This window comes from Quatrionicoccus australiensis (assembly GCF_020510525.1).
In the GTDB taxonomy this organism is placed as follows: Bacteria; Pseudomonadota; Gammaproteobacteria; order Burkholderiales; family Rhodocyclaceae; genus Azonexus; species Azonexus australiensis_B.
Genome location: NZ_CP075188.1, coordinates 2375888 through 2393828, shown reverse-complemented (window position 1 = coordinate 2393828; position 17941 = coordinate 2375888). Strand labels below are relative to the sequence as shown.

Annotated in this window: 17 protein-coding genes; 8 read left to right on the top strand and 9 right to left on the bottom strand. The window is 64.9% G+C overall.

Annotated features, from left to right (window positions below; all coding sequences use genetic code 11):
- Positions 1-23 precede the first annotated feature (23 nt).
- Complete coding sequence (locus tag KI612_RS19900) at positions 24-104, bottom strand: glycine zipper 2TM domain-containing protein (RefSeq protein ID WP_319003001.1); 81 nt, start codon at positions 102-104, stop codon at positions 24-26.
- A gap of 422 nt (positions 105-526) precedes the next feature.
- Between KI612_RS19900 and KI612_RS11530 the strand changes: the two genes are divergently transcribed.
- Positions 527-1306, top strand: a complete 780-nt coding sequence (locus KI612_RS11530) for a class I SAM-dependent methyltransferase (RefSeq protein ID WP_226440231.1) — start codon at positions 527-529, stop codon at positions 1304-1306.
- 84 nt (positions 1307-1390) lie between these two features.
- Here the strand turns inward: KI612_RS11530 and KI612_RS11525 are convergent, their stop codons facing one another.
- From KI612_RS11525 to KI612_RS11510, 4 genes are all read right to left on the bottom strand, one after another.
- Positions 1391-1795 (bottom strand): FKBP-type peptidyl-prolyl cis-trans isomerase, encoded by a 405-nt coding sequence (locus KI612_RS11525; protein WP_226440230.1) that lies wholly within the window; start codon positions 1793-1795, stop codon positions 1391-1393.
- A gap of 73 nt (positions 1796-1868) precedes the next feature.
- On the bottom strand, positions 1869-2735 hold the full coding sequence (locus KI612_RS11520; protein WP_226440229.1) for an EamA family transporter: 867 nt from the start codon (positions 2733-2735) through the stop codon (positions 1869-1871).
- 3 nt (positions 2736-2738) lie between these two features.
- Entirely contained in the window at positions 2739-4427 is a 1689-nt protein-coding gene (gene recJ / locus KI612_RS11515) for a single-stranded-DNA-specific exonuclease RecJ (RefSeq protein WP_226440228.1), read from the bottom strand.
- Positions 4424-5452 carry a hypothetical protein gene (locus tag KI612_RS11510; RefSeq protein ID WP_226440227.1) on the bottom strand — a complete coding sequence of 343 codons (1029 nt, stop codon included), beginning with the start codon at positions 5450-5452 and terminating at the stop codon, positions 4424-4426. The genes recJ and KI612_RS11510 overlap by 4 nt, the downstream gene beginning before the upstream one ends.
- A gap of 74 nt (positions 5453-5526) precedes the next feature.
- On the opposite strand from KI612_RS11510, the gene KI612_RS11505 reads away from it, so the two are divergent.
- From KI612_RS11505 to KI612_RS11490, 4 genes are read left to right on the top strand one after another with little or no spacing between them, the layout of a single operon-like run.
- Positions 5527-6774: a lipoprotein-releasing ABC transporter permease subunit gene (locus KI612_RS11505; protein WP_404818050.1), complete on the top strand. Its 1248-nt coding sequence runs from the start codon at positions 5527-5529 to the stop codon at positions 6772-6774.
- Positions 6767-7444 carry a lipoprotein-releasing ABC transporter ATP-binding protein LolD gene (lolD, locus tag KI612_RS11500; RefSeq protein ID WP_226440226.1) on the top strand — a complete coding sequence of 226 codons (678 nt, stop codon included), beginning with the start codon at positions 6767-6769 and terminating at the stop codon, positions 7442-7444. Before KI612_RS11505 ends, lolD begins: the two co-directional genes overlap by 8 nt.
- Positions 7445-7498: 54 nt before the next feature.
- Positions 7499-7714: a hypothetical protein gene (locus tag KI612_RS11495; protein WP_226440225.1), complete on the top strand. Its 216-nt coding sequence runs from the start codon at positions 7499-7501 to the stop codon at positions 7712-7714.
- Positions 7715-7735: 21 nt separating this feature from the next.
- Entirely contained in the window at positions 7736-9514 is a 1779-nt protein-coding gene (locus KI612_RS11490) for a methyl-accepting chemotaxis protein (protein ID WP_226440224.1), read from the top strand.
- On the opposite strand, the gene KI612_RS11485 is transcribed toward KI612_RS11490, so the two are convergent.
- Entirely contained in the window at positions 9504-10034 is a 531-nt protein-coding gene (locus KI612_RS11485; RefSeq protein ID WP_226440223.1) for a DUF2062 domain-containing protein, read from the bottom strand. The genes KI612_RS11490 and KI612_RS11485 overlap by 11 nt on opposite strands.
- A gap of 108 nt (positions 10035-10142) precedes the next feature.
- Here KI612_RS11485 and KI612_RS11480 point away from each other — a divergent pair, with 108 nt between their 5' ends.
- From KI612_RS11480 to KI612_RS11470, 3 genes are read left to right on the top strand one after another with little or no spacing between them, the layout of a single operon-like run.
- On the top strand, positions 10143-12458 hold the full coding sequence (locus KI612_RS11480) for a DNA internalization-related competence protein ComEC/Rec2 (RefSeq protein WP_226440222.1): 2316 nt from the start codon (positions 10143-10145) through the stop codon (positions 12456-12458).
- A gap of 25 nt (positions 12459-12483) precedes the next feature.
- Positions 12484-13338, top strand: coding sequence for an alpha/beta fold hydrolase (locus tag KI612_RS11475; RefSeq protein ID WP_226440221.1), 855 nt, complete (start codon positions 12484-12486; stop codon positions 13336-13338).
- Positions 13335-14096: an alpha/beta fold hydrolase gene (locus KI612_RS11470; RefSeq protein WP_226440220.1), complete on the top strand. Its 762-nt coding sequence runs from the start codon at positions 13335-13337 to the stop codon at positions 14094-14096. Before KI612_RS11475 ends, KI612_RS11470 begins: the two co-directional genes overlap by 4 nt.
- A 58-nt stretch (positions 14097-14154) precedes the next feature.
- Here the strand turns inward: KI612_RS11470 and KI612_RS11465 are convergent, their stop codons facing one another.
- From KI612_RS11465 to KI612_RS11455, 3 genes are read right to left on the bottom strand one after another with little or no spacing between them, the layout of a single operon-like run.
- The gene (locus KI612_RS11465; RefSeq protein WP_226440219.1) at positions 14155-14517 is read right to left on the bottom strand and encodes a cupin domain-containing protein; all 363 of its coding nucleotides are present in this window, start codon (positions 14515-14517) and stop codon (positions 14155-14157) included.
- Positions 14514-14981, bottom strand: coding sequence for a CreA family protein (locus tag KI612_RS11460; protein WP_226440218.1), 468 nt, complete (start codon positions 14979-14981; stop codon positions 14514-14516). Before KI612_RS11460 ends, KI612_RS11465 begins: the two co-directional genes overlap by 4 nt.
- A 25-nt stretch (positions 14982-15006) precedes the next feature.
- On the bottom strand, positions 15007-17913 hold the full coding sequence (locus tag KI612_RS11455) for an ATP-binding protein (protein ID WP_226440217.1): 2907 nt from the start codon (positions 17911-17913) through the stop codon (positions 15007-15009).
- Positions 17914-17941: the final 28 nt, after the last annotated feature.

Below are 17941 nucleotides of genomic sequence, written 5' to 3'. Positions count from 1 at the left end.
CGCGCCGGTCACTTCCGGTATTGCTATTTCTTGATTTCGTGGCCGATCACGCCGCCGACGACGGCGCCGCCGACGGTCCCGGCCGTGCTGCCGCCGGTCAGCACTGAGCCGCCGATGGCACCGACGCCTGCTCCGGCATGGCGGTGCTCTGATCCTGCGCCGACATGCCGGAGCAGGCGGACAGGCTTAGCGAGAGGGTGACGGCAAGAACACGGAGGGTGGTGCTGCAGATGCTGTGCATGGGGTGACCTTTTCCTGAAATTGGGCAAGCAGTTTTCGGTCGGTGGCAAGCAGCGCTGATGCGATTTTTGGCCGCCGTTGCAAATCAGCTTTGCGGGGGGGCTTTCCCGTATTGCTCAATGGCAGCTTGTGCCCAACCCGCTGCCCGGTCGGTGCGGCGGCGCACGAATCCTTCGTCAATGCTCGAACAATGCTTTGCGATTTATCGCGTTGCGGCAGTCAGTCCGGAAAAGGCTGTAGGATTACGGCCAATATTGATCACGCCAGTGGGCTTCGGGGAGATGAAATGAAGGTCTGTCACGCCAATCGCTACAATTTTTATCAGGTGCTGGAGCGGGTTTTCTATGCCCAGAACATCAAACCCAGGGTCATGGAGCTGGGGGTTCTGCGGGGTGAGAACGCGCTGAACATGCACAAGGCGCTGGCGCCGGAACTTCTGGTGCTGGTGGATAGCTGGAGCATGTCGGCTGCCGAGGCTTACTGTCCGTTTCCGGAGTTGCCGGCATGGGTCGATTCGCTGGACAAGTACGCTTCCTATTACGGCGGCTCGATGCACGAACAGGCAACTTATGACCGGTTGTTCGAGGAGTGTCAGGCTCGTTTCGCGGGATTGCCCGATATTCATTTCATCCGCTCCGATACGGCTGGCGCATTGAAGCGTATCCAGCCGGAAACCGGTGTCGAGAAATTCGAATTGATCTATATCGATGCCAACCACCAGTACGAATACATCCTGCACGATCTGATGACTTATCAGGATCTGGTGGCCGATGAGGGCTGCATGGTGCTGAACGATTGCTGCCACAGCCTGCTCGGCACCCGCCAGAATCTCGGGGTGCTGGAAGCGGTGACCAGTTTCATCAAGCGCAGCAATTTCGTGCCGGTGGCGCTGACCAATACCGACTGGTCGGATCTGATACTGGTTCGTCGCGGCAGCATGATCGAACAGTTGATCGATCACGTGATAACCAATTCGGACATTGCCTTCGTCGATGTGCCGCACCAGTTGCTGCCGGCGGCGCGTATCGTGCAGGGGCAGCAGCGGATCAACATCAGCTTCGTCTAGCGAACGGCCGGGCCGCAATGAAAATGGCGCAGCTTGTTGCGCCATTTTCATGCTTTTCCAGGCGTCGACCGCCTGGCGCCGGGTTTAGCGGGTGACCTTGAGCAATTCCACTTCGAAGGTCAGCGTTGCGTTGGGCGGTACGGCGCCGCCGGCGCCGCGCGAGCCGTAGGCGATTTCCGGCGGGCAGATCAGTTTGGCTTTGCCGCCTTCGCGCATTTTCGAAACGCCTTCGGTCCAGCACGGGATGACGCGGCTGAGCGGGAAGCTGGCCGGTTCGCCGCGCTTGTAGGAACTGTCGAACTCGGTGCCGTTGGCCAGCGTGCCGCGGTAATGTACCTGCACGGTGGCGGCCGGCGTGGCCTGCTGGCCGCTGCCGTCCTTGAGCGATTCGTAGATCAGGCCGGACGGCGTGTGTTCCGGGGCGCCGGCGTAGGCGGCGCTGCTCAGGGCGACGAGGGCGCTCAGGGCGATTTTGTGCAGCAGGTTCATGTTTTCTCCAGCGGTTGGGTTGAGGCCGCCAACTTACCGCGCGGCGGCTTGCCGGGCAAGCTTTTCGGCGTTTTCAGGCGGCCTTTGCCAAGGCTTTGCGCCCGAGCCGGTTCAGCCACAGCGAAAGCAGGATGACGCTGCCGCCGGCGGCCAGGCGCGGCAGGTCGGCGTCGCGGTTCCAGATCAGCACATTGACCAGCAGGCCGGCCGGGACGTGCAGCTCGTTCATGATGGCGAGCGTGCCGGCATCGACTTTGGTGCTGCCCTTGACCCACCAGAACATGCCGAGCGCGGTGGCGAAAACGCCCATCCAGGCGAGCACGCCCCATTGCATGGCGCTCTGTGGCAGGCGTGCCGGATCGCCGAAAATCAGGAAGGAGGGCAGGACGAGCAACATCGCACCGAGGAAAAAGTGGCCGAACAGGTGGTGCAACGGTTCTTCTGTCGGGTAGCGGGCGAGCAGCTGGCGGCACAGCACCTGGCCGGCGGCGAAGGCGGCGTTGGCGATCTGCAGCAGGATGAAGCCGAGCAGATAGTCGCCGGTCAGCGGCTGGAAGCGGATCAGGATGCCGCCGCCGACCGCGACGCCGGCCGCGAGCAGCGCCCAGGCATTGAAGCGGCGGGCCAGCGCGTCGTCGAGCAGGGTGACGTAGATCGGCGTCAGCACCGTGAACAGCAGCACTTCCGGCACGGTCAACACGGCAAAACTGCGATAAAGGCAGAGATAGGTGACGCCGAACTGTAGCGCGCCGGCCAGCCAGAGGCCGCCGATCAGGCGCTGCGGCAGGCCGCGCCAGCGCAGCAGCGGCACGAAGATGGCGGCGGCGATGGCGACGCGCACCAGCACCGCGAAATCGCTGTCCACCTGGCCGGCCAGGTAAACGCCGATCAGGCTGAACGAGAACGCCCAGAGGACGGTGACGACAATCAGGTAGGGCACGACTTATTCCAGATGCTCGACCATCAGTTGCGTCGTTTCGACACCCATGTATTCGTTGATGCTCAGGCGATAGGCGAGGCGGGTGTTGCTGCCCGGCTGCTTGCTGAAATTGAACTGGATGCCGTCGATGCGCGTGTTGCCTTTGCGCAGGCGCAGCTTGAGGTGTTTTTCCTTGAGCACGCGCTGCTGCTCGACCTCGAACTCGTCCATGAACAGCGGCGCCGGGAAGCCCTGGCCCCAGATTTCGTTTTCCAGCAGGCGGGCGATGTCGAGCGAGTAGTAGCCGCCTTCGAGCGTGCCGTCGGTTTCGATGGTGCGGGTCAGGTCGGCGGGCGAGAGCAGTTCGCCGGCCACTTGCGCGAAGAGGTCGCGGAATTGTTCGAAATTTTCGGCGTGTACCGTTGCGCCGGCCGCCATCGCATGCCCGCCGAAGCGAATCAGCAGGCCGGGGGCGCGCTTGGCGACGAGGTCGAGCGCATCGCGCAGGTGCAGGCCGGGAATCGAGCGGCCCGAACCCTTGATGATGCCGCCCTCGCCGGGCGCAAAGGCGAATACCGGGCGGTGCAGCTTGTCCTTGATGCGCGAGGCGAGAATGCCGACCACGCCTTCGTGCCAGGTCTCGTCGAACATCGCGATGCCGGGTGCGGCGTCGCTGGCGTCGAGCGATTCGAGCAGGATCATCGCTTGTTCCTGCATGCCGGATTCGATCTCGCGGCGTTCGCGATTGAGCGCGTCGAGTTCCTGCGCGATCTGCAGGGCGCGGCTGGCGTCGTCGGTGAGCAGGCATTCGACGCCGAGGCGCATGTCGGCGAGACGGCCGGCGGCATTCAGGCGCGGCCCGAGGATGAAGCCGAGGTCCATTGCCGTCGCCTTTTTCGGGTCACGGCCGGCCGCCTTGAACAGCGCCGCGAGCCCCGGCTGCAACTGGCCGGCGCGCATGCGCTTCAAACCCTGGCTGACCAGGATGCGGTTGTTGCGGTCGAGCTTGACGACGTCGGCGACGGTGCCGAGCGCGACGAGATCGAGCAGGCTGGCGAAATTGGGTTCCGGCCGGTCGGCGAAGAAGCCGCGTTCGCGCAATTCGGCGCGCAGCGCCAACATGACGTAGAACATCACGCCGACGCCGGCGATGCATTTGGACGGGAAATCGCAGCCGGGCTGGTTCGGGTTGACGATGCAGTCGGCGGCCGGCAACGTTTCGGCGGGCAAATGGTGGTCGGTAATCAGCGTCGCGATGCCGTGCTCGCGCGCCCGGTCCACGCCGGCAATGCTGGCGATGCCGTTGTCCACGGTGATGATCAGGTCGGGCGACTGTTCGGCGGCGACGTCGACGATTTCCGGCGACAGGCCGTAACCAAGCTTGAAGCGGTCGGGTAGCAGGAAATCGACATCGGCGCCGAGCATCTTCAGGGCGCGCATGCCGACCGCCGTCGCCGTGGCGCCGTCGCAGTCGTAGTCGCCGATGATCAGCAGCTTGGCCTCGGCCTCGATGGCGTCGGCGAGGATGTGCGCGGCGTCCGTGGCATGGGTCAGCGAGGCCGGTGGCAGCAGCGATTTGAGCTCGTAGTCGAGCTCCGCCTTGTCGGTGATGCCGCGTGCCGCGTAGAGGCGGGCGAGCAGCGGATGCAGGCCTTGTTGTTCGAGTTGCCAGGCGGTGCGTGGCGGGCTGGAACGGGTGACGAGTCGGGTCATGCCTGGGCCTGCTTGGCGAGTTGTTCGGCGGTGGACATCAGCGGCTGAGCTTTTTTCCAGAATTTCCAGCGTTCACCGCTGGCGATTTCGTAGTGCAGTTCGCCATAGACGCAGGGGGCGATCAGCGTCAGGCGGTCGACCTTGCCGCCGAGGGCTTTTCTGAGCGGCGCGAACCAGTCGTTTTCCATGGCCTCGAAGGCGCTGCGCCAGCCTTCGCCATCTTCGTAGAGGACGCGCGGCAGCAGTTGATCGAGCACGACCAGCGGCCGTTCGCCGGCCTGCGGCAGGAATTCGGCCAGCGTCGCCGGACGCGGTGCGAGCGGTGTCTTGCTGACTTGCGCCAGGCCGGCGGCGAGCGGGTTGTCGCTCCAGATGCCGGAGAAGGCGGCCGGCGCATGTTGTGGCAGGCACCCGCCGCCCCACAGCCAGAGGCTGTTGATGGCCGGCTGGCCGGTGCGTTCGCGGCGGCTGTTGACCGGGTGGCCATGCAGGAACATCTGCACTTCGTTGAGCCAGCGGGTCAGGGGCAGGGCGCTGCCGTTCAGTTCGCCGTCGACGCGGCGGCCGGCCATGGCGGAAAGTGGCGCCACCGGGTGGTCGACCGCCTGGTGCAGGCGCAGGTACCAGCGCCGCGCGTCCTGGCTGTGGAATTCGCCGATGTCGGCAAACTCGGCATTGAGGGCGGCGACGATGGCGGCGGCTTCATCCATTTCAAGATCAAAGGCGCCGGCGTCGGCAAGCACGATGCGTTCATGGTGAAAGCGCAGGTGCACCGGATCGGCGCACAGCCAGTGGCCGTCGGCGGCCGCAGCAGAACCTTCGCCGAGCAGGCGCAGGGCGCCGAATGGTGCGTCGGCGAGGCCGCATTGGGCAGCGAGGACATTCTCGAAGGGGCGGCGCGGCTGGCGGTTCAGGCTGGCGTGGCCGAGCAGCCATTCGCAGCCGGGGGCGGCGAGCTTGCCGAGGGTGAATTGGTCGGCCGGTTCGGGCCAGATCAGTTCGGGGACAAGCAGGGTCAGGTGCACGGTAATCCAGGCAGACAGGCGGCGGGAAAGCGCTTGAGTGTACCATAGCGACTTTGCCTCACTCCGAACGCCACATGGCCCTGCCTTATGAACTGCTGATCGGTCTGCGTTACACGCGGGCCAAACGTCGCAATCACTTTATCTCCTTCATTTCATTGATTTCCATGCTCGGTATCGGGCTCGGCGTCGCGGCGCTGATCGTCGTGCTCTCGGTGATGAACGGCTTCCAGAAGGAATTGCGCACGCGCATCCTCGGGGTCGCTTCGCACATCCAGATCCAGGGCATCAACGACCAGCTGGAAAACTGGCCGGCGATCGCGGCGCAGGCGCTGCAGCATCCGGAGGTGCGCGCCACGGCACCTTTCGTGCAGTCGCAGGCGATGTTCACCGTCGATAACGGCGTCAAGGGCGCGCTGGTACGCGGCATCCTGCCCGACCAGGAAGACCGCGTCGCCGATTTCCGCAAGACGATCAAGAGCGGCAGCCTCGATGACCTCAGGCCGGGCGAGTTCGGCGTCGTGCTCGGCGCCGATCTGGCGCGTTCGCTGCGCGTCTTTACCGGCGACAATGTGACGCTGATCGCGCCGCAAGGCACGGTGACGCCGGCCGGCGTGATCCCGCGCCTGAAGTCGTTCAAGGTGGTCGGCATCTTCGAGGTCGGCATGTACGAATACGACTCGGGTCTTGCCCTGATCAACCTGCAGGATGCGCAGACGCTTTACCAGATGGGCGACCGGGTGACCGGCGTGCGTCTCAAGGTGGATGATCTCTTCCAGGCGCCGCGCATTGCGCGCGAGCTGGTCCGCTTCATCGATGCCGATGCCTATCTGCACGACTGGACCAAGAGCCACGCCAATTTCTTCCGCGCCGTGGCGATCGAGAAAAACATGATGTTCATCATCCTGTCGCTGATCGTTGCTGTCGCCGCCTTCAATCTCGTTTCAACGCTGGTCATGGCAGTCACCGACAAGCAGGCCGATATCGCCATCCTGCGCACGCTCGGCGCGCGGCCGCTGTCGATCATGGGCATCTTCGTCGTGCAGGGCGCGCTGGTCGGCTTCATCGGGCTGGGGCTTGGCGTTGTCGGCGGCGTCGCGCTGGCGCTCAACATCGATGTCGTCGTGCCTTTCATCGAACGCATGCTCGGCGTGCATTTCCTGTCCAAGGAGGTTTATTACATCTCCGACCTGCCGTCCGAACTGCAATGGGGCGATGTCTGGGGCGTGACCATGATTTCCTTCGTGCTGGCGCTGCTGGCCACCCTTTATCCCAGCTGGCGCGCTTCGCGCGTCAATCCGGCGGAGGCCCTGCGCTATGAGTGATCCGATCCTGCAGGCAAGCGGCCTGAGCAAGGTATTCAAGGGCGGCGGCCTCGACGTTGCCGTGTTGTCCGGCATCGACCTGGCGATCATGCCGGGCGAGACGGTGGCCATCGTCGGCGCTTCCGGTTCCGGCAAGAGCACGCTGCTGCATCTGCTGGGCGGGCTGGATACGCCGAGCGAGGGCAAGGTCGTGCTGATGGGCCGCGATTTTTCCGATCTGGGCGAGGTCGACCGTGGCGACTGGCGCAACCGGCATCTCGGTTTCGTTTACCAGTTCCACCATCTGCTGGCCGAGTTTTCGGCGCTGGAAAATGTTGCCATGCCGCTGCTGATCCGCCGCATGCCGCGTGCCGAAGCGCTGGCCGAAGCAGCGGCGATGCTGGCTGCGGTTGGCCTCGGCCATCGCCTTGAGCACCGACCCGGCGAGCTGTCCGGCGGTGAGCGCCAGCGCGCGGCGATTGCCCGGGCGCTGGTCAGCAAGCCTTCCTGTTTGCTGGCGGATGAACCAACCGGCAATCTGGACAGTCAAACTGCCGGTATCGTCTTCGACCTGCTGCTGGAGCGCGTGCGTTTGCAGCAGTCGAGCCTGGTCATGGTGACGCACGATACCCGCCTGGCTGCGCGTGCCGACCGGGTGCTGATGCTGAATGACGGTTTGCTGGCCTGTTGAGTTGTGCCATAGTTTCAATATTCATAATAAATAAATCCAGTGAGAGGAAGAGACATGGAAGCTCTGTTCAGACCGGCCATCATTTTGATGAATCGCCTGCGTTATCCGAGCAAGTTCATGCTGCTTGGTCTGGCTGGCTCCAGCGTCATCATCGTTTTGCTATTTACTGTTTTCGTGACGCTGGATCGCGATATCAAGACGGCGCAGAAGGAAATCGCCGGTTTGCACATGCTCAAGCCGGTCAACCGCATGGTGCAGTTCATGCAATAGCATCGCGGCCTGTCGTCCGGGGTGCTCAACGGCAACGAAGCGATGAAGGACAAGCGCTCGGCCAAGGAAAAGGAAGTCGTCGAGGCGATTGGCGCGGCTGATGCCGCGTTGTCGCCGGTGTTGCGCGATACGGCGCAGTGGAAGGCGATTCGCGATGACTGGGAAGCGATCCGCGCCCAGGGCATGGGCTGGATGCCGCCGGAAAACATCAAGCGCCATACGGCGATGATCGACCGGGTGCTGGTCTTCATGGTCGACATTGCCGACGAAACCGAGCTGACGCTCGATCCGGCGATGGATACCTACTATTTCATGGATACCGTGGTCAGCAAGATGCCGGCCATGCTTGAGCCGCTCGGCATCACCCGGGCGCGCGGTACCGGCATCCTGACCAAGAAGGAAATCACGCCGCAATTGCGCGTCGATGTCGCTTCGCTGATCGCCCAGATGACCGCCACCCTGCGTGCCCAGAATACCAATCTCGACAAGGTGATGCGCTTTGCACCGGCCCTGCGCGGCGATCTGACCGGCCCGGCCAAGGAGTTTTCCGACGGTGCCGAGAAAATTTTTGCCCTGGTGCGCGACGATATTCTCGGGGAAAAATACGCGACGCCACCGCAGGAATATTTTGCCCAGACGACGCAGGTCATCGACCTCGGCTACAAGGTGATGTTCGATGTGCTGATGCCGCAATTCGAGAAGCAGCTCGAGCTGCGTGCCACCGACGCCCGCAAGATTCTCTGGCTGAATGCGCTGCTGGCGGTGATCGTCATGCTGGTTGTTGCCTACCTGTCGGTAGCGACTTATTACTCGGTGATCAACAGCGTCAATATCTTCTCGCGCGGAGCCCAGCGCCTGGCCGACGGCGACCTGACCGTGCATTTCGAAACGGAAGGCCACGACGAGTTGCATGCCGCCGGCGACGACCTGAACAACATGGCGCGCGCCTTGCGGGCGCTGCTCAGCCGGGTCAAGGGCGATGTCGAGCAACTGCACCATGCCGCCGATCTGCTCGCCACTTCGAGTAACGAGATTTCGCAGAGTACCGCTGCACAAAGCGATTCGGCGTCGAGCATGGCGGCTTCGGTCGAGGAAATGACGGTCAGCGTCGATCACATCGCCAAGAATGCGCAGGATGCGCAGGCTTACTCGAACCAGTCGGACGAAGTGGCGGCCAACGGCAACCGGATTGTCCAGAACGTGGTCAGCGAGATCGAAGGCATCGCCGCGACCGTCAACCAGTCGGCGGTGGCCGTCGAAGCGCTTGGCGAGCAGTCGCACCAGATTTCGAGCATTGTCGGCACGATCAAGGAAATTGCCGATCAGACCAACCTGCTGGCGCTCAATGCGGCGATCGAAGCGGCGCGGGCCGGCGAGTCCGGGCGCGGCTTCGCGGTGGTTGCCGACGAGGTGCGCAAGCTGGCCGAACGCACGGCCAAATCGACGCAGGAAATTGCCGGCATGATCGACTCCATCCAGTCCGGCACGACGACTGCCGTTGGCAGTATGAAGCTGGGCGTGCAGCGCGTCGCGAGTGGTGTCGAACAGGCGCAGGCGGCCGGCGATGCGATTCGCCAGGTGCAGTCGCAGGCGCGCCAGGTGGTCGATTCGGTGTCCGAAATCACCACGGCATTGCGCGAGCAGTCGGCGGCGAGCAGCGAAATTGCCCGCAACGTCGAGCGCATTGCCCAGATGGCGGAAGAAAACAACTCGGCGGCGTCGAGCAATGCCGATACCGCCGCTTCGCTGCGTCAGCTGGCCGAAACCCTGAGCGGCGAAGTCGAGCGCTTCAGGACCTGAGCCGGCGCCGCCAGGCGGCGACCAGGTAAAGCCGCCAGGCCAGCTTGACGGCGAAATAACCAAGCCCGGCAAGGCCGCCGGCGAGCACGATCAGGCCGATGCCGAGCGGCTTGCCGACGCCGGCCATCCAGCCCAGCATGGCCTGGCTCCAGTCGGCCAGGTGGCCGAGCGCAAATTCGGGCGGCGCGCTGAAATGGCTGCCGTCGCCAATCACCAGCCGGCCGAGTTCATAGGCCAGCAGGTAGAGCGGCACGATGGTGAGTGGGTTGGTGTACAGCGTCACGAACATCGCCAGCGGCAGATTCACCCGAAAGAGCAGGGCGCACAGCGCCGCACCCAGCATCTGGAAGGGACCGGGGATCAGGCCGCAGGCCAGCCCGGCGGCGACTGCGCCGGCCGCCGAATGGCGGTTCAGGTGCCACAGGCGCGGGTGCAGCAGCGAGTTGTGAAACGGCCGCAGCCAGCGGTTCTCGCTGATTGCCGACGGGTCGGGCAGGTATTTTTTCAGATGCTTGCGCATGCCGGTCATTATCCGGTAAATCGTTTTTGGCTGCAGTTTTCCGGCTGGTGATTGTTATGCATTTTGGCTATTCTGCGGCGGTCGACCGTTGCCGCGGGCCATTTTTGCATGCGCCTCAATATCCTTGCTTTTGCCGCCGGCGTACTCGCCCTGCAGTTGCAGCCGGTACTGCCTGCCTGGCCGCTCTGGGCGCTGGCCGGCTTGCTGCTGTGCTGGCCGCAGCAGCGCCGGGCCGGCCGGATCAGCCGCGGGCTCGCCGTCATCGGCTGCTGCGCGCTGGGTTTTGCCTGGGCCGGCTGGCGGGCCGAGATTCGCCTCGCCGACGAACTCGGTGCGGCCTGGGAAGGCGAGGATGTCGAAGTGATCGGCGTGATTGCCGGTCTGGCGCAGGAGTTCAGTTACGGCACGCGCAGCGAATTTGTCATCGAGCAAGCGTTGACCGCTGGCGCCGTCGTGCCGCGGCGCGTGCTGCTCTCCTGGTATGCCGGGCGCGACACGGCGCAGACGGCTCGACCGGTGCTGCATCCGGGCGAGCGCTGGCGTTTGACGCTGCGTTTGAAGCGGCCGCACGGCAATGCCAATCCGCAGGGCTTCGACTACGAGGCCTGGCTGCTCGAGCGCAACATCCGCGCGACCGGCTATGTCCGGCCGCAAGCGGCCGAACGCCTGGAGACGATGGTCTGGCACCCGGCCTATGCCATCGAGCGGCTGCGCGATGCGATCCGCACGGCGTTTCGCCGCACCTTGCCGGCCGAACAATACCCGTGGGCCGGCATTCTGATCGCGCTGGCGGTCGGCGACCAGAATGCCATCGATGGCGATTACTGGACGGTGTTCAACCGCGCCGGTGTGACGCATGCGCTGTCGATCTCAGGACTGCACGTCACCATGGTCGCGGCCTTGTTCGGCTGGCTGCTCAGCGCCGTCTGGCGGCGCATTCCGCGGCTCGCGCTGCGCCTGCCGGCACAGAAGGCCGGCGTGCTCGCCGCCTGTCTCGGGGCGCTGTTCTATGCCGGGCTGGCCGGCTTTGCGGTGCCGGCGCAACGCACTTTCTACATGCTGCTGGTCGCGGCGCTGGCGATGTTTTCCGGGCGCCTGCTGGCGCCGAGCCGGACTCTGGCGCTGGCGCTGCTGGTCGTGCTTGCATTCGATCCCTGGGCGGTTTTGGCGGCCGGCTTCTGGCTGTCGTTTGGTGCAGTCGGCGCGCTGTTCTACATCGCTGCGGCGGTGGTCGGTGCCGGGCAGGGCTGGCGCTGGCAACTGCGCAGCTGGGGCCTGGTGCAGTGGGCGGCGACGCTGGCTTCGCTACCGGTGCTGCTGCTCGTCTTCCAGCAGTTCTCGCTGGTGTCGCCGCTGGCCAATGCACTGGCCGTGCCGCTGATCAGTTTTGTGCTGACGCCGCTTGTGCTGTTCGCGGCGCTGCTTCCGTGGTGGCCGGTTTTGGCCTTCGCGCACGGGTTGACCGGCTGGCTGATGCAATTCCTGTTCTGGTGCGCCACCTGGCCGGTCTGGCAGGCGCCGGCGCCACCCTGGTGGGCGGCTGCTGCGGCCGGGCTGGGCGTGGCGCTCTGCCTGCTGCCGCGCGGCGTGGCCGGGCGTGGTCTGGGGCTGGTCTTGCTGATGCCGGCCGCGTTCTGGCCGGCGCCGCAGCCGGAGGCGGGTACGGCCTGGATCGACGTGCTCGATGTCGGCCAGGGCCTGGCCAGCGTGATCTGCACCCGTGAGCATGTGCTGGTCTACGACCCTGGTCCGCTCTACGGCGCCGACGCCGATGCCGGGCAACGTGTCGTCATCCCTTATTTGCGCAGCCTCGGCATCAACCGCATCGACCAGCTGATGGTGACACATCGCGACAGCGACCACGCCGGCGGCCTCGGCTCGGTGCTGGCGGCGCTGCCGGTCGGTGAAGTGCGCTCGTCCTTGCCGGAAATCGCCGGCACGCGCTGTGTCGCCGGGCAGCGCTGGGTCTGGGACGGCGTGTCCTTTGCCGTGCTGCATCCGGATGCAGCCGCCTATGCGGTCGACAGCAAAAGCAATCATCTTTCCTGCGTCTTGCGCGTCGAGGCGGGCGGCCGGGTCATGCTGCTGACTTCCGATATCGAGGCGGCCGACGAGGCGCAATTGCTGGCGCGCGATCCGGCTCTGCTGGCGGCGGATGTCATGCTGATGCCGCACCACGGCTCGAAAACCTCCTCGACACCGGCTTTCCTGGCCGCGGTCGGGGCGCCGCAGGCGATCATCCCGGTCGGCTACCGCAATCGCTTCGGCCATCCCAAGGCCGAGGTGCTGGCGCGTTACGAGGCGCGCGGCACGCGGCTGTGGCGCACGGATCGCGACGGCGCCGTGCAGGTCAGCCTGGCAGCCGGGGACGTTGCGGTCAGCGCCTGGCGCGATGAGCGCAAGCGTTATTGGTACGGCCGGTGATACATTGGCGGCGAAGGAGACAAGCATGCAATTCACGCAAAAGACAGTGCAATGCATCAGTCCGTCCGGTCTGCACCGGATGGCCTATACCGAGTGGGGCGCGCCGGACAATCCGCGCGTCCTTGTCTGTGTTCATGGCCTGACCCGCAATGCGCGCGATTTCGACGATCTGGCGCGCGCGCTGTCGGCGCATTACCGCGTCGTCTGTCCCGACGTGGTCGGGCGCGGGCGTAGCGGTCGACTGCGCGATCCGGCGCATTATGGCGTGCCGCAATACGTCGCCGACATGGTGACGCTGATCGCCCGCCTCAATGTCGACAGCGTGCATTGGGTCGGCACCTCGCTGGGCGGCCTGATCGGCATGGCGCTGGCGGCACAGGAAAACTCGCCGATCCGCCGCCTGATCCTCAATGATGTCGGGCCGCTGATCACCGTCGATTCGTTGAAGCGCATTGGCGCCTACGTCGGTCTCGACCCGACCTGGGCGACCTTCGGCGAGGCGCAGGCCTATGTCCGCCTGATCAGCGCGCCCTTCGGCGATCTCGACGAGGCGCAGTGGCATCACCTGACCGAATCGAGCATCGGCCAGCGCGCCGACGGGCGTTGGGGCTTTCTCTACGATCCGCGGATCGCAATGCCGTTCAAGGCCACCTTCAGCGAGCAGGACATCGATCTCTGGCCGTTTTACCAGGCCATCCGCTGCCCGACGCTGGCCATCCGTGGCGCCGAGTCCGATCTGCTGACGCGCGAAACCTGGCTGCAGATGGGCGAGTGCGGTCCACGCGCCGAACTGGCCGAAATTCCCGGTGTCGGCCACGCGCCGATGTTCCTGACCCAGGGGCAGATCGATATCGCCCGCAACTTTCTTCTCGCCGCATGAAACATCTTGTCGTCAATGGCTTGCGCCTCGAATACCGCGATTACCCGGCGACCGTCGCCGGCCGCCCCGAACTCCTGCTGCTGCACGAAGGCCTCGGCTGCGTCGCGATGTGGCGGCATTTTCCGGAAAAGCTGGCGGCCGCCACCGGCTGCCGCGTCGTCGTCTGGTCGCGCGCCGGCTACGGCGGCTCGCAGGCTTATGCCGAGCCGCGCAGCACGCGCTACATGCATCGCGAAGCCGAAGAGGCGCTGCCGGCGCTGCTTGCCGAACTGAAGATCGAGCGGCCGCTGCTGATCGGTCATAGCGACGGCGGCAGCATCGCGCTGATCTTTGCCGGCGCCTTCCCCGGGGTGCCGCGCGGCATCGCCGTGCTGGCGCCGCATGAGTTCGTCGAGGAAGAAACCCTGGCCGGCATCCGCGAAGCGCGCACCGCCTGGCAGACTACCGACCTGCCGCAAAAACTGGCGCGCTACCACCACGCGCAGACCGAACGCGTGTTCAGCGACTGGAACGACTGCTGGCTGTCGCCGCCGTTTCGCGACTGGAACATCGAGGAATATCTGCCGCGCATCCGCTGCCCGGTACTCGCCATCCAGGGCGAGGACGACGAATACGCGACGCTGCGCCAGATCGATGCGATCGCCGAACAGGTGCCGGGCACGCAATTGCTCAAGCTGGCCAATTGCGGCCACTCGCCGCAGCGCGATCAGGAAGCGACGGTGCTTGAGGCGCTGACCGCCTTCGTCGCACGCTGCTGACGGTCGACGCCGGGAAAAAGGCAAAAACCGTCTTTTTTACCGGTCGACCGGTGGGGAATTAAAGCAGCTCGGTATCGGCGTGCGAATACGCCGGCGCGCAGCAGCACAGGATGTGCAGCGCCGTGCTGCCGGTATTGCTGACGCAGTGCGGCGTGCCCGGTGCGATGGCGATGCTGTCGCCGACGGCGATCGCGAATTTCTCGTCGCCCAGCGTCATCTCGCCGCTGCCCTGGGTGACGTGGTAGATCTCCTCGGTCACGGCATGGCGATGCAGCAGCGTCGTCGCGCCCGGCGGCACGATGGCTTCGGCCAGGCTCTGCTGCCGGATTGCATGCTGTTCGGGGTGCAGCAGTTCGCGGATCTGCGAGCCGTCCTTGGTGATGTAGGGCGCGATTTCGCGATAGGCGCTGCGCTGCGTCACTTGCCGCCCCAGGGCTGGATAGGCACGGTCGAGATGGCGTTGGCCGGCGCGCCGTTGATCAGCTTGCGGCTGATCGCGACATAGACCAGCACATTGCGCTTCTCGTCGAAGCTGCGATGGATGGCGGTTTCCTTGAACATCAGGGAGGTGTCCTCGCTGAACACGATCTTGTCTTCCGGCAGCTTGGCCGGCTTGTTGATCGGGCCGATCTGGCGGCAGGCGAGCGAGAACTGCGACGGATCTTCGGCCAGCCCGAAGCTGCCCTTGATGCCGCCGGTCCTGGCTTGGCTGAAGTGACAGGTGACGCCGGAAATCTCAGGGTCGTCGAAGGCGTAGATGCAGACGCGGTGATTGGCGCCGATCAGCTTCCAGGCGGTGGTGATGCAGCCGACTTCCTCGGCCGTGGCGGCAAAGCTGGCGGGCAGGGCGAGAGCGGCGAGGAGCAGGGGAGCAAAACGTGGCATGGTGGTTTCTCGTGGTTCCGATGGTTTATTCAGCTGCGGGCAGGGCGCGTACCGCCCGGCACAGGAGCGCCAGTTCGTCGCGCAGTTCCGGCAGGCAGGGATGCGTTGCGGCAAGATCGCCCTGGCGCAGCGCGTTGTTCAGTTCGGTGGCCTGGTGCGCAATGCGGACGGCGCCTATGCTGCCGGCCGCCCCCTTGAGCGTGTGAGCGAGGCGTTCGGCAGCCTCCAGTTCGCCGGTGTCGATCAGTTCCTGCAGTTGCGTGGCCGCTTCGGCATGCCGGTCGACAAACATCTGCACGACATGGCGGTAGCGTTGCACCTTGCCGCGCATCAGGCTAAGGCCGGTTGCGACATCGAGGCCGGGAATGGCCCCCAGACTGGCGAGCAATTCCGGGGGGGCCTCCGCTTCCGGGGCGCGCGCGGCGCTGACTGTCGCTTCCGCTTGCCCTGAACGCGGCAGCCATTTCAGCAGGCAGGCATAGAGATCTTCCGGTTCGACCGGCTTGGCGATGAAGTCATTCATGCCGGCCGCAAGACAGCCTGCCTGGTCTTCGGAAAAGGCATTGGCGGTCATGGCCAGGATGGGTTTGGTCTGCCAGCCCGGCAGTTGGCGTATGGCGCGGGTGGCCGACAGGCCATCGAGATTGGGCATCTGGATGTCCATCAGGATCAGGTCATAATGCTGCTGCCCGGCCATTGCCAGCGCTTTGCTGCCATCTTCGGCAACATCGACGGCAAGTCCGACGCCGTGCAGCAATTCCAGCGCCACTTCGCGATTGATCGGGTTGTCTTCGGCGAGCAGGAGATGCTGGCCGCCATGCTGTGCGCGCAGCAGTTCTTCGGCATCGCGGGATTTTGTTGCAGCGGCCGGGAGAACACCGTGCCCGGCTTGCAGGCGGGCAGTGAACCAGAAGGTGCTGCCTTGCCCCGGGGTGCTGTCGGCGCCGGCCGTGCCGCCCATCAGTTCGGCCAGGCGGCGGGTGATGACCAGGCCGAGACCGGTGCCGCCGTACTGGCGCGTGGTTGAGGCATCCGATTGCGCGAAGGGCTGGAACAGACAGGCCAGCTTGTCGGCGGGGATGCCGATGCCGGTGTCGCTCACGGCAAAACGGACGAGCAAGTCGTCATCTTCCGTGCCGAGCAGTTCTGCACTGAGTCTGACGCTGCCGGTCCGGGTGAACTTGACGGCATTGCTGGCAAAGTTGAGCAGTCCCTGACGCAGGCGCATGGCGTCGCCCTTGAGCCAGACGGGAACCGAGTCGGTGTCGATTTCGATGCTCAGGCCTTTGGCGCTGGCGGCTTCGGCAATCATCGAACGGACCTGGTCGAGCAGTCCCGGCAGTGCGAAGTCGCCATGCTCGAGTTGCAGCTTGCCGGCTTCGATCTTGGAAATGTCGAGAATGTCGTTGATGATCGACAGCAGGTGGCGTCCGGCCTCGTCGATCTTGCCCAGCCGGTCGGCCTGGGGCGCGCTGGCGCCGCGGCGCAGCAGATGCGTCAGGCCGATGATGGCATTCATCGGTGTGCGGATTTCGTGACTCATGTTGGCCAGGAAGCTGCTCTTCGCTTCGTTGGCGCGTTCCGCGGCCAGCTTGGCTTCGGCGAGTTCAGCGGTGCGCTGGTCGACACGCTCTTCCAGGGTGTGCGTGTGGCGCAGCTGTTCGGCGCGCTGGACGGCGAGTTCGGCCACCATGCTATCGAAAGCGTCGGCGAGGCGGCCCAGTTCGTTGCCCTGTTTGAGATCGATGGGCTGCGGCATTTTGCCCTTGCCCAGCTCGTCGACCGCCCGGGCAATGTTTTTCAGGGGCTGGCTGACGATGCGCCGGATCAGGCTGCGCATGGCCCACAGGGCGGGTATTGCGAAGATCACGCCGATCAGCAGCAACACGCCGACGCCGAGCAGCATGCGTTCATCCAGCCTGGCCTGGGGCAGCACGCTGACCCAGTACCAGCCGGGCCCGTCGATACGGCTCCACGCGACCAGGTGCGAACCGTCCGGTGTGCGTTGCACGCCACTGCTCGCCGGCGTGCCGTGGATCAAGGTGTCGATCTGGTCGAGCAACGGATCGTGCAAGCCGGACAGCGCCAGCTGGCCCTGCGCGGCGGCGATGCGTTCGTACAACTGCGGATGCGCAATCAGCTGCTGATCGGCGCTCAGAATGAGATGGTATTCGTCGCTGGCGCCCGCCTGTCGGGCCGTTGCCAGCAGGCTGTCTACGGTGATGTCGTGGCCGACCGTACCGACCCATTCGCCGTGCCAGTCGAGCGGCTGAATCGCCGAAACCATCCAGGCTGCCGCCTGTTCGTCGAAATAAACCGGGGTCCAGAAAAGCGAGCGTTCGCGGTTGTTGACCGGTCGTGCACCGGTCATCGTCGGGTAATTGAAATTGTCGGTCTGCGGCGTCGCGGCGGCGCCCCAGTCGATGCCGCGCGAATAGACCATCAGGCCGACTTCGACGAAGTCCATGTACACCGAGAAGAAGGGCGGTACCAGCGCCGGTCCCTGTTCGCGGAACAGTTCGTAACTGGCCACGGCGCGTCGGCGCACCGAGTCGTCGGGTTCGCCGTTTGCCTGGTGCAGGTAGAGGGTCGGTGCCCGTTCGGTGTCGACCTTGTCCGGGTGCAGGCGCCACAGGCCATCGGCGCTGCGCGCGAAGAGTTCATGGAAGCGCTTGCGGCTCTGTGCCGGATCCTGCGCATCCAGGCGCTGCAACAGTTCCTTGTGCAGGCGCTGCACGCTGGTCTGGGCCTGGCGGAAGGTTTCCTGATGCGCCAGCGCATGCGTCTCGGCCAGTTGCTGCAAGGTCAGCGAGACGGTTTTTTCGGTTGCCAGGCGCAGGGCGATGAAGCCCGCGCCGGCCAACAGGACCAGCAGCACCAGGATCAGTGCGCCCAGCGAAAGCGACAGGCGGCGGGAAACGGTATTGATCATGCGTCCGGATGATTCAGATTTGATTGCG

Bases quoted from the DNA above. Each gene is read 5' to 3' on its own strand.
- KI612_RS11525 (WP_226440230.1), bottom strand. From the start codon at position 1,795: ATGAACCTGCTGCACAAAATCGCCCTGAGCGCCCTCGTCGCCCTGAGC.
- KI612_RS11475 (WP_226440221.1), top strand. From the start codon at position 12,484: ATGCAATTCACGCAAAAGACAGTGCAATGCATCAGTCCGTCCGGTCTG.
- KI612_RS11495 (WP_226440225.1), top strand. From the start codon at position 7,499: ATGGAAGCTCTGTTCAGACCGGCCATCATTTTGATGAATCGCCTGCGT.
- KI612_RS11530 (WP_226440231.1), top strand. From the start codon at position 527: ATGAAGGTCTGTCACGCCAATCGCTACAATTTTTATCAGGTGCTGGAG.
- lolD (WP_226440226.1), top strand. From the start codon at position 6,767: ATGAGTGATCCGATCCTGCAGGCAAGCGGCCTGAGCAAGGTATTCAAG.
- KI612_RS11505 (WP_404818050.1), top strand. From the start codon at position 5,527: ATGGCCCTGCCTTATGAACTGCTGATCGGTCTGCGTTACACGCGGGCC.
- KI612_RS11460 (WP_226440218.1), bottom strand. From the start codon at position 14,981: ATGCCACGTTTTGCTCCCCTGCTCCTCGCCGCTCTCGCCCTGCCCGCC.
- KI612_RS11485 (WP_226440223.1), bottom strand. From the start codon at position 10,034: ATGCGCAAGCATCTGAAAAAATACCTGCCCGACCCGTCGGCAATCAGC.
- KI612_RS11480 (WP_226440222.1), top strand. From the start codon at position 10,143: ATGCGCCTCAATATCCTTGCTTTTGCCGCCGGCGTACTCGCCCTGCAG.
- KI612_RS11470 (WP_226440220.1), top strand. From the start codon at position 13,335: ATGAAACATCTTGTCGTCAATGGCTTGCGCCTCGAATACCGCGATTAC.
- KI612_RS11455 (WP_226440217.1), bottom strand. From the start codon at position 17,913: ATGATCAATACCGTTTCCCGCCGCCTGTCGCTTTCGCTGGGCGCACTG.
- recJ (WP_226440228.1), bottom strand. From the start codon at position 4,427: ATGACCCGACTCGTCACCCGTTCCAGCCCGCCACGCACCGCCTGGCAA.